Origin of the sequence: Weissella fangxianensis (genome assembly GCF_024718545.1) — a bacterium.
In the GTDB taxonomy this organism is placed as follows: domain Bacteria; phylum Bacillota; class Bacilli; order Lactobacillales; family Lactobacillaceae; genus Weissella; species Weissella fangxianensis.
In genome coordinates, this window is the sequence record NZ_JAMXDB010000049.1 from 1 (window position 1) to 10,582 (window position 10,582).

Genomic DNA, 10,582 nt, shown 5'->3' on the forward strand with positions numbered 1-10,582 from the left:
CCTGATTTAATGCTTTCCATGGTTCAAATAAGTTATTAATCACGATTAATGATTTATTTGAGCTGTGGAAGGTAAACGCGGTTCTGAATGTCTCTTAAAACCTGTCTCAAATATTGACTTCAATCCAAAGTGTGTCCATTATTTCTTGATAGAATTTTTCTCGATTACTACCTCTCTGAATCTCATTATATAAGCTACCATCACGAATAAAGATAACACGATCAGCAAAACTAGCAACGTAAGCATCATGCGTGGCAACTATCAACGATGTTTGAAATTTTTTGTGAATAAATTGAAACAACGACATAACATCATTAACTGCCTTAGAATCCAAATTTCCAGTTGGTTCATCGGCCAACAATAAACTTGGTTCATGAATAACAGCACGGGCAATTGCGACACGTTGTCTTTCACCACCCGAAATTTCGTAAATTCTTTTTTTGAGCAGCCTAGATATTCCTAATAATGAAACAATTTTCTCCAATTTTTTATTCATCGTTTTTAAGTCTACAGAATCTAGTACTAATGGTAATAGAATGTTCTCCTCTACCGTTAAAGTATCTACTAGGTTAAAATCTTGGAAGACAAAGCCTAACTCTGATCGTCTGAATTGTGCTAATTTAGCATCATTTAAAAGATAAGGATTTTGACCATTAATATTTACTACCCCACTCGTTGGTCGATCAATGGTTGAAATATTTTGTAAAAAGGTTGTTTTACCACTACCAGACGGTCCCATTATTGCAACGAATTCACTTTTTTTTAAAATGAAATCAATCCCTTTTAGTGCTTTATAATCAATAAAATTGTTTCTATATTCCTTATAAAGTTGGTTAACCGTTAAAAGAACATCTGCCATTTTCATTACCTCTAAAGTTATTCTATTCTAAAACATCTCACATTATCTATTTTACCTATCAATACTTTCTGAAAAATCAATTGAAAAAGTCGTTTGATAATCAATAGATGACAAACGAAATGGATGGTCTAATGTTGTTAAAATTCTTTTAACTAAATAAAGACCAATTCCTGTAGACTCACCAGATTTTCTCCCTTGCGTACCCGTATAAAACAAATCAAAAACACGACCAATCTCATTATCTGGAATTGTGTCCCCTTGATTTATAATCATAATATTTCCTTTATTATAAACAATACTGACCCTTTGGTTAGGATCACTATATTTAATTGCGTTACTCAATAATTGATAAATTACAACTTTTATCCACTTCTTATCTGAGTACAAGGTGATATTTTCGGGTACATCAATTTCTGGAAATATCTCATTTTCTATAAAATAGTTTTTTAATTCATTAACAACTTCTACAATTGTTTTCCGTAGTGACATTTGCTCGATTTTCAAATCTGATAACAGTTTGGTTGATCTGCTATACGAGAGTAGTTGATCAAGTAAAAAAACAAGTTTATGACACTCTCTATTAATTTTTTCCCATTCTAAAGTATCTCGACTCTCTATTTGATTAGATTGTACTAATAGCTGAATCACTGACACAGGTATTTTCATTTGATGAACTGATATAGAAACAAGCGTTTCTTGTTCATCTAAAAAGTTAGCATATTTATCCTCTTCGTCTAAAACAAGCGTTAGTACCTTCCTCAAATGGGCTGCATATGCTCGTTCTAAAGCAGAATTTGGACTATGTATATTAATGTTCTCTACACTAATATTATTTTTCTCCAAGTGTATATACATTTTTCTACTACGGAAATACCTAACAATCAAAAAAGCAGTAAACAGAACAATTACTAAAAAACAAAAATAGAGATAATGATTTTTAAAACCATCTAACTTATCTATAAAAACAGGTAATATTATAAAGCTTAGCAAATAAATTAGAATAAACCCTAAATGATCTTTCAAGAAAAGCTTCATTATTTCTCCTCCATAAGCTGATACCCCATTCCTCGAACTGTTTTAATTTTCAATGTTGAATCAATTAAATTTAATTTTTGTCGTAAACGCTTAATATTAACATTCAGTGTGTTTTCTTCTATGAAACTTTCTTCATTCCAAATTGCAGAAAACAATTGTTGTCTAGTCGTAACATTAGGAAAGGTCTCAAAAAGCACACGACATAATTTTAATTCAGTCACTGTCAGCGTTTCCTCTTTCATGGATGTGGATATATGCACTGTCTTAAACTTGATGCTAGTATTTCCCCTTGTTAAAACATCGTTTTCACTATCCTGTACATATTCACCGTACATTCGTCGAATTTGGCTTCTAATTTTTGCTAGTACTACATCAAAATAAAATGGTTTGGTAATATAATCATCAGCGCCACTTTCAATTCCCATAACTTGTTCTGATTCAGCATTACGAGCAGAGAGAAAAATAATTGGTTGATTTGATATCTGTCGAATTTTACGACACCAATAGTAACCATCATATTGCGGTAAATTAACATCCAGTAAAACAACATGAGGTTTCTCACTAATAAAAACATCCAAAATATTTTCAAAATCATCAACCACAACGCAATCATAACCGTATTTCATAATATGCTCAACTAATAAATTTCTAATCGAAACATCATCTTCCACTATCATAATTTTATATTTCACGATATTCTCCAATTTATAAAATTTACTCGCTCATTAATAACTATCTATATATGATTAAATTCACCATATTAAATTTTATTTATCCAAATTTGATCAATTCAATTAGATTAAAATCACCTCACTTATTCTTTCAATTAATAATATTTAAAAATAATTTTCTAATACTATTATACAACTATGTTCAGTAAAATACCCCTTTTAAAAGCACTTTATTTACACTATAAATTGGGAATACAGATTGATTTAGAAAACAACATTCATTACCATAATAATTGTTAAAATAAGCCTATTTGAAAGCCTTTTCGATTATTTGGTAATATTAATGTTGCTGTTTAAAATTCAATTTTCAAAGCCTAATTCTTTTAAAATAATATTTAATTTGTATGTCTACATTTTATATAAATCAAGCGCTGAAAATTTGCTTTCTTTTTGACATACGGAAAGCTCATTCTCAACAAGTTCATTATTATTCGTTGATGCTAATATCATAATTATGGTAACTTGCTTTTTATGTCAGTGGTCTTAATTTTATTAGAAACGGTCAATTGTTTACTTAGTTTAAATTAATCGTTAATAATTTTTACAAAAGCTATCGATTCATACGCACTCATTTTTACGTTTATTCACTATCCGTATGTATTTATACCTTTAACGGCTATTGAACGTAAAATTTTGTTACTTTTAGTAACTATTATTGATAGCTGAATTATTTAATTGAAGAGATTGCATATCACGCAGCCAAATTCATAATGAAGTGCCACAAAAAAATTTAACATGTAAATATCTTTTAATTACCTAAGACCTGTTTCCGATACACAACCGGAGGCAGGCCTTTTGTTTTCAACGCAATAGCTCAAAATTACCATCACTAACAATACGGTGAATTTAATATTTTTTGCCAGTCCTATTACATACTCCTTAATTTAGTCTAAAGATACTTGTTATACCTATATCATCCATTTATCTATAAAAATTATTACATCCTTTGAATACAAAAAAGCAAACAAATTAAATAATAATTTGTTTGCCTAATGTTTCATATATTCCATTAATTTACTATTAACTAGCGAATAGTTAAGTTAATTCATAGTTTTCGTAAATTAACTTATTACCAGTAAATACTATTCATTACTTGTTATCCTTACGACGCTTAATTCCAAATAACCCAGCAATAACTACTAGTAATGCATATAATTCTAGCCAAGAATTATTTTGCTTCTCTACACCTGTATTTGGTAGTTCATTAACACTATCTACAGAATCAATGTGTTCTTTAGCAATATTTCCATTTTCTAGAACTTTAGCTTTTTGATCAGCCTTCTCTGTTGATGTTAATGTATCGTTTGCATCAATAGAAGCAATTTGCTCTGAAACTTCGTTATCAATCGCATCCTTGGCGGCTTGCTTTTGATCTTCCACTGCGGTTCCTGGTACATGGGCTTCGTCGATTGCTTCGATTCCATTGTCTCGGGCGTCATTAATGCCATCGGCATTCGTAGCGGCATCAATGTTGTTCTTAGCTGTGTCAGCCTCTTGTGCTACTTCGGCGGTTTGCGCTGCCTTTTCGTCTGCTGTCAATGTATCATCCGCATTGATTGCTGCTGTTTCTTGCGCTGCCTCGGCATCAATGGCTTCCTTAGCAGTTTGCTTTGCTGCATCTAGATCACCTGATTGATGTACTCCGTCAATTGCTGCGATTCCATTGTCACGGGCTTCATTAATGCCATCGGCATTTGTAGCTGCATCAATGTTGCTTTTAGCTGTGTCAGCCTCTTGCGCTACTTCGGCGGCTTGTGCTGCCTTTTCATCTGCTGTCAATGTATCATCCGCATTGATTGCTGCTGTTTCTTGCGCTGCTTTGGCATCAATCGCATCCTTGGCGGCTTGCTTTTGATCTTCCACTGCGATTCCTGGTATGTGAGCTTCATCAATTGCGGCTATACCGTTATCCTTAACTTCACTAACGTCGTTAGCTGTTGTTGCTAAATCAATACTATCGATTGCCGAGTTCTTATCATTCTCTACGGCTGCTGTTTGCTCGGCCTTCTCAGCATCTGTCAACGTATCATCCGCATTGATTGCTGCTGTTTCTTGCGTTGCTTCTGCTTCAATCGCGTCCTTAGCGGCTTGCTTTGCTGCTTCTAGATCACCTGATTGATGTACTCCGTCAATTGCTTCGATTCCATTGTCACGGGCTTCATTAATGCCGTCGGCATCCGTTGCGACATCAATATTGTCCTTAGCTTTATCAGCCTCTTGCGCTACTTCGGCGGCTTGCGCTGCCTTTTCATCCGACGTCAATGTATCATCCGCATTGATTGTTGCTGTTTCTTGCGCTACCTCGGCATCAATTGCGTCCTTAGCATCTTGCTTTTGAACAGTAATCGAACTTCCTTCAATATGTGCCGCATCAATGGCATCAACACCTTCATCTCGAGCATTATTAATATTTTCGACTGTCTCAGCCTTATCAATATTATCCTTTGCAATCTGAGCCTCTTCTGTTACTTTCTCAGCCTGTTCAGCTCGTTCATCAGAAGTTAATGTTTCATCGCCTGCAATCGCATCGTTAACTTTTTGTGCTTCTTTATCTATTGTATTTTTAGCATCATCACGTAAACTACGCAAATCTTGATAAATGTACTCAACAGTATCAGTGCCATCACTCAATTCCAAGGTACTACCAAGAGACTGCAATTTGCCATTAACCAATACACTAACCGGAGCATAATCGGTGACCGCTGGTGCATCAGGTATTGTCACCGTTTCACCAGTAACACCATCGATTGTTATTGGATCACTTGGTGTCAACACGCCACCATCTTGTGTCACATAAGTTGGGGCAATAGACTGAGGATTACCTTCAACAAATATTTGTACTACCTTATTATCTTCACTAACGGTGGTTGTAGTTGGTTGAGTCGCAGTTGTTGAATAATGATAACCCATTGGTAAATGATCATTAGTATAATAATCATCTTCCCAATTTATTTCGTTACCATAATTTGCTGGCACCAAATTAGAAGCACTTTCATCCCCCGATTGACCAGATAACGTCGATTGAATAATTTTATCAGTATTGACATCAACATATTGATACTGAACATCTTGCTTTGTTCCATAAACATAAACATTGTAAACATAATCAAAACCTTCCATCGGTACAATACCAATGTTAGCTTGACCATATTCATCACCATCATCAGCAGTTGAAGTTGGGTCCCCTTGACTTTGCTTATCACCAATAGCTTCGCCTGATATTTGATCACCCAATGACCACATATAATGCTCAGGCATATTTTCTTCAACAAATTCTTTGTCTACAAGATTAATATACTGTCCAATATACGCATCATCAGATAGTGCTACTTCAACTGGATCACCAACATCATTGCCATTTTTGTCTTTATATTGTATATAAACCTTACCTGGATTAATTGCCAGTGTAGATAACTCTCTAGTATTTCTCGACAGAATACTTGATGAACTAGTTACACCACCAGAAGTCGTTAATGTCGCATTACCATTTTTTATAACCAAATTCGTGAATTTTTCTTGACTATCTCCTTGAGGATTATCAACAGAATTATTTTTATCCCAAGTACTAATTCTTGAATTATTAATTGAAACTGTTCCAGGTCCGGAAATAATTCCTGCAGTTGTAGTAATCGGATTACCATTGGCATCCTGAATAGCTAAATGCATTTGCTTTGGTGAAATAAAATCAACTGTTGATTTCCCTAGAGCAGATATAACGGAAGCATTAACACGCTGATTAATATCTATCACTGATCCCGCATTAAACACAGCTTTCTGAGTGCCAGTAGTAGTAATCGCACCTGGCATAGTAGTTACTGGTACTGACAAACGAAAGTTTTGACCAAATATAAATTGTGCATCGTCTTTTGCCGCTTGGTTACCATTAACGAAATATTGGAACCCTGTCTGATGCCAACTAACATTGTCTCCGATACGGATGCCGTCAACTATACGATACAGAGCAGCATAACCCGCGCTACTTTACCATTATATGTCTCAGCTGAAAATGATGAGCCATCACCCATAGTGAATATGTTTCCTTCACCAGCCGTGCCCTTTGCTGCTCGGACACTATTCCAAAATGCTGCGAATCCGATATCATTGCTTGTTCTCTGCATCTCAACATGAGCATCATTTGCAATCATAATGTTCCCTACAGCTCGTGTAATCTCGTTAGACAAATCAAAATGATTATCACCCGAGAATACTACCTTCGAATTGGGTGCGTACATTACATGTATTGGATTATAATTATTTAACTTACTAGAAGTTAAAGTAATATTATCAATATTTACTGTTAATTGAGACCCATTAGCAGAATGAATTAATGAATAGTTATTCCCGTCGTTAGTATTAAATCCTTGCAAAAACTTTGCATCAGTAAGTGTAACGTTCATTGGTTCCTTAGTAATATTACCAACGTCAAAAGTTTGACCACTTAAATCTATAGTATGACCGTTACCATTAATAACAACATTCCCAGATGTTCTTTGCCCCATTCTACCTGTCGTATAATTAATGTCATTTGTAATATTAATATACGTTACAGTTGAATCTTTCCAAGCAGTATTTAATTCTGCAAAACTAGTAGCATCAACAACATTATCTTTATAGTTATCAGGATTCGTCACAGTGTCAGGAACTGGTACATCCACAGAAGTTGGGCTTTCAATTCCTTTACCAGAATCTACTTCATTTTGGAATTCTTCACGATTACTATCTGCATCAGGTGCGACAGTGACATTGTCTGTTGTTGTTGCAGCTGCCTCTTTTGACTCAGAAGCAATTGTCGTTGTTTCCTTTATTGCTGATGATGACTGAACTGTTGAAGTAACCGCGTCTGGTGTGTCTACAACGACCCCCTCAGGGATTTCAATAGAAGATTCGTTCTCCGAAGATGCGTCCTCTGTTTCTTCATCTTCTTTAGTAGAAGCCTCATCGTTAGTTGGTAACGCACTAGTAACAATTGCTGATTCCTCGTTTGCTACACCTGACTCTGTCTCTCCGCTTGCAGCTGATGATGCTTCACTTGCTTTTGCTTCTTCACTTGCAGCTGATGATGCTTCACTTGCTTTTGCTTCTTCACTTGCAGCTGATGATGCTTCGCTTGCTTTTGCCTCTTCACTTGCAGCTGATGATGCTTCACTTGCTTTTGCTTCTTCACTTGCAGCTGATGATGCTTCGCTTGCTTTTGCCTCTTCACTTGCAGCTGATGATGCTTCACTTGCTTCTGCCTCTTCACTTGCAGCTGATGATGCTTCACTTGCTTTTGCTTCTTCACTTGCAGCTGATGATGCTTCGCTTGCTTTTGCCTCTTCACTTGCAGCTGATGATGCTTCACTTGCTTTTGCTTCTTCACTTGCAGCTGATGATGCTTCGCTTGCTTTTGCCTCTTCACTTGCAGCTGATGATGCTTCACTTGCTTCTGCCTCTTCACTTGCAGCTGATGATGCTTCGCTTGCTTTTGCCTCTTCACTTGCAGCTAATGATGCTTCACTTGCTTCTGCCTCTTCACTTGCAGCTGATGATGCTTCACTTGACATTGTGCTTGTTGAGGAGGCACTTGAGTTTGCCATCTCAGTTCCATTCGCAACATCGGCACTAACACTTTTCGTTTCTAATGATGTCCCTAGTCCAATACCCAAAGTTAAAGCAAACAATGAGGCATACACCCATCGCTTACCAGATTTATACATTTTATAGTGTTCCTTACTAGACAACACTATTCTATTTAATCCCATATCTCTTATCCTCATTATTATACGTAATATTATTGTGGCAATAATTATCCTAAAATTTGAAAAACGCCTACTGATATTATTTAACTCTTAATGTCGCTGACTAAGTTTTATTTCCAACTAGCCAGAGTCAAATCATTGTATATAAATATATTTTTATGCAATTTAATCATTTTAATCTATATTTTCTCCATAAAATTATATAATTTTATTAAAGAGCCCCTATTGTATCTACCCTCCTTAAACTTTAATTAGTTTTATTTTAAAAAAAATCAATAAATAGCAAAATTTTTTAAAGTGACGTTTTTGTGTCTTTTTTGTCACTTTAAAGCACTACAAAAATCCCCAATCAAATAATACTAATAATTCACAACAAGGATTACGTATTAATTTTTCAATATTTGATTCTATCAGTTCCGTTTTTATAATTCTTTGCAATGGACATAAATAGTCCTCCTATAAAAGATGACACCAATAGATACTTGCATATGAAAATAAGCTGATTGCATTATGGTTGAGAAATTTGCATGATTCCACTTACAGAAATGAAATACGTAGTAACTAATTCATATTCATTTTCTTCTGGTCCAAAAACAATTGCTAAAATTGAGAATACATTCAGTCTACCTTGGCTGAGCTTGACAAGGACACTTTCGATGAATATTTGGCAAATGATTTCAAAAAACTAAATGTGGACAAAGGTAACCTTAAAGCCATCATTAATTTGTTCCAGATCAACCCCTTTATTGACGAACTAGGCCAATCATAGTTAGCATAAACACTGATTATAATCAGTTGTTGTGAGGACGACCTTAAACACTTTGTGCACCTAACTAAATTCACAAACTTAAAAAGGACTCCTGAAGGCGTTTCACAAACGTCTCTAGGAGTCCTTTTTTTCACAATCTAGACCATTTTAGTATTTATTATAAACGTTGCAATTACCACATTTTTTATGACCTTTTAAGCTTAATGCTAATAATCTTCATCTTCGTCTGATTCATCATCATCGGCATAGTCTTCGTCATCAACCGAGTCATCATCCGACACAACATCTGAAGGATCAAAATTATCAATCTGATATTGGATTCCGGCAATAGCCTCTTTACCTCCTGCAGCATTAACAAAGTCGACAATTTCTTGTTGCGTTGCGGTATATTTTGGCATAGAAGGTCCTGGCACACTAACTGAAATGGTTAAGTCATGAGTACCATTTTGCATTGCTTCTGTTGATTCTGTCACCGTTCCGGCTCCTCCAGATTCAGGTAAAGTAACCGAAAAACCATTTGCCACAGCATTTGGATGAACGATCAGCGCTGAATGCTCATTAATAAATCCTTGCCATAAACTATCAGCTTGCCGATTATGCTCAGCATAATAAATAATTGCTTTCATAGCTATATCACTTTGCAAGTAACCTGCTTGAAGATCCTTAATAGTAACATCTTGTTCAGCGTTAGATGTTTGAGACTGTTGCGATGAGCTGCTTGAAGAACTTGCCTGCTCATCAGATTGTACGGAAATCTTTTGAACTAGTTTATCCAATTCCCGTTCTGATACCTTTTGATTAAGCAATTTAATCATGCTGCTCAGCGTTATAATCGTGATTTGTTTATTATCATTGTTCCAAAATACAACACGTCCCTTGTGATCCTTTGTTGTCATGACCGTCATATAAGCAACTTGCTCATTATTTTCAACATCATAACGTGTGGTATGATCATCTTTTTTCGTTTCCAAAAACTGTATCTGATCTTTTGGTGAAAAATAATGTAATTGTGGTTGATCTTCCTGCACCACGGCATATTTCACGATAACTGCTAGTAATAATTGTTTGTCAGACTTGACCTTTTTGACTGTTAAATGATTTTTTTTAACAGTCTTCTCTGTTGTGACACGTTTCTTTTTGAATTCATTTGACTGCACAGTTCCCGAATGGTGTGACCACAAAAACCAACTACCCAATACAATTAATACGATAATGATTATCTGAACTGAACCCCAAAAATTGGAGAGAAGTTTAAGCAACTAGCTGGTCGGAAAGATTTCGGTATTGAACCGGAGTTTTTCCGGCCAGTTTTGTTTTAATCCATTTATTATTGTAGTAATAGATATAATTATTGACGGCAGACTTCAGCTCGTCATAGTTTTGATAATGATTATTATGGACAGTTCCTACCTTCAAGAGATGGAAGAAACTCTCTGCCATAGCGTTGTCT

General features: G+C 35.3%; 7 protein-coding genes. All 7 read right to left on the reverse strand.

The features are described from left to right. Positions 1 to 106: 106 nt before the first annotated feature. Positions 107 to 859 carry an ABC transporter ATP-binding protein gene (locus NGR58_RS09265; protein WP_258089230.1) on the reverse strand — a complete coding sequence of 251 codons (753 nt, stop codon included), beginning with the start codon at positions 857 to 859 and terminating at the stop codon, positions 107 to 109. A gap of 51 nt (positions 860 to 910) precedes the next feature. Further along, positions 911 to 1,894, reverse strand: a complete 984-nt coding sequence (locus tag NGR58_RS09270; protein WP_258089231.1) for a sensor histidine kinase — start codon at positions 1,892 to 1,894, stop codon at positions 911 to 913. Beyond that, positions 1,894 to 2,586 carry a response regulator gene (locus NGR58_RS09275; protein WP_258089232.1) on the reverse strand — a complete coding sequence of 231 codons (693 nt, stop codon included), beginning with the start codon at positions 2,584 to 2,586 and terminating at the stop codon, positions 1,894 to 1,896. The genes NGR58_RS09270 and NGR58_RS09275 overlap by 1 nt, the downstream gene beginning before the upstream one ends. 1,128 nt (positions 2,587 to 3,714) lie before the next feature. Then, positions 3,715 to 6,453 carry a DUF1542 domain-containing protein gene (locus NGR58_RS09280; protein WP_258089233.1) on the reverse strand — a complete coding sequence of 913 codons (2,739 nt, stop codon included), beginning with the start codon at positions 6,451 to 6,453 and terminating at the stop codon, positions 3,715 to 3,717. Between the two features lie 119 nt (positions 6,454 to 6,572). After that, the gene (locus NGR58_RS09285; protein ID WP_258089234.1) at positions 6,573 to 8,366 is read right to left on the reverse strand and encodes a KxYKxGKxW signal peptide domain-containing protein; all 1,794 of its coding nucleotides are present in this window, start codon (positions 8,364 to 8,366) and stop codon (positions 6,573 to 6,575) included. A 972-nt stretch (positions 8,367 to 9,338) separates the two neighbouring features. Beyond that, positions 9,339 to 10,313, reverse strand: a complete 975-nt coding sequence (locus tag NGR58_RS09290; protein WP_258089235.1) for a hypothetical protein — start codon at positions 10,311 to 10,313, stop codon at positions 9,339 to 9,341. Between the two features lie 70 nt (positions 10,314 to 10,383). Beyond that, positions 10,384 to 10,582 (reverse strand): IS3 family transposase (locus NGR58_RS09295; RefSeq protein WP_258089236.1); only part of this gene is annotated, 199 nt, incomplete at its 5' end.

What these genes read in the sequence shown, in the direction of transcription:
- NGR58_RS09265 (WP_258089230.1), bottom strand. Translation starts at nt 859, where the DNA reads ATGGCAGATGTTCTTTTAACGGTTAACCAACTTTATAAGGAATATAGA.
- NGR58_RS09285 (WP_258089234.1), bottom strand. Translation starts at nt 8,366, where the DNA reads ATGGGATTAAATAGAATAGTGTTGTCTAGTAAGGAACACTATAAAATG.
- NGR58_RS09270 (WP_258089231.1), bottom strand. Translation starts at nt 1,894, where the DNA reads ATGAAGCTTTTCTTGAAAGATCATTTAGGGTTTATTCTAATTTATTTG.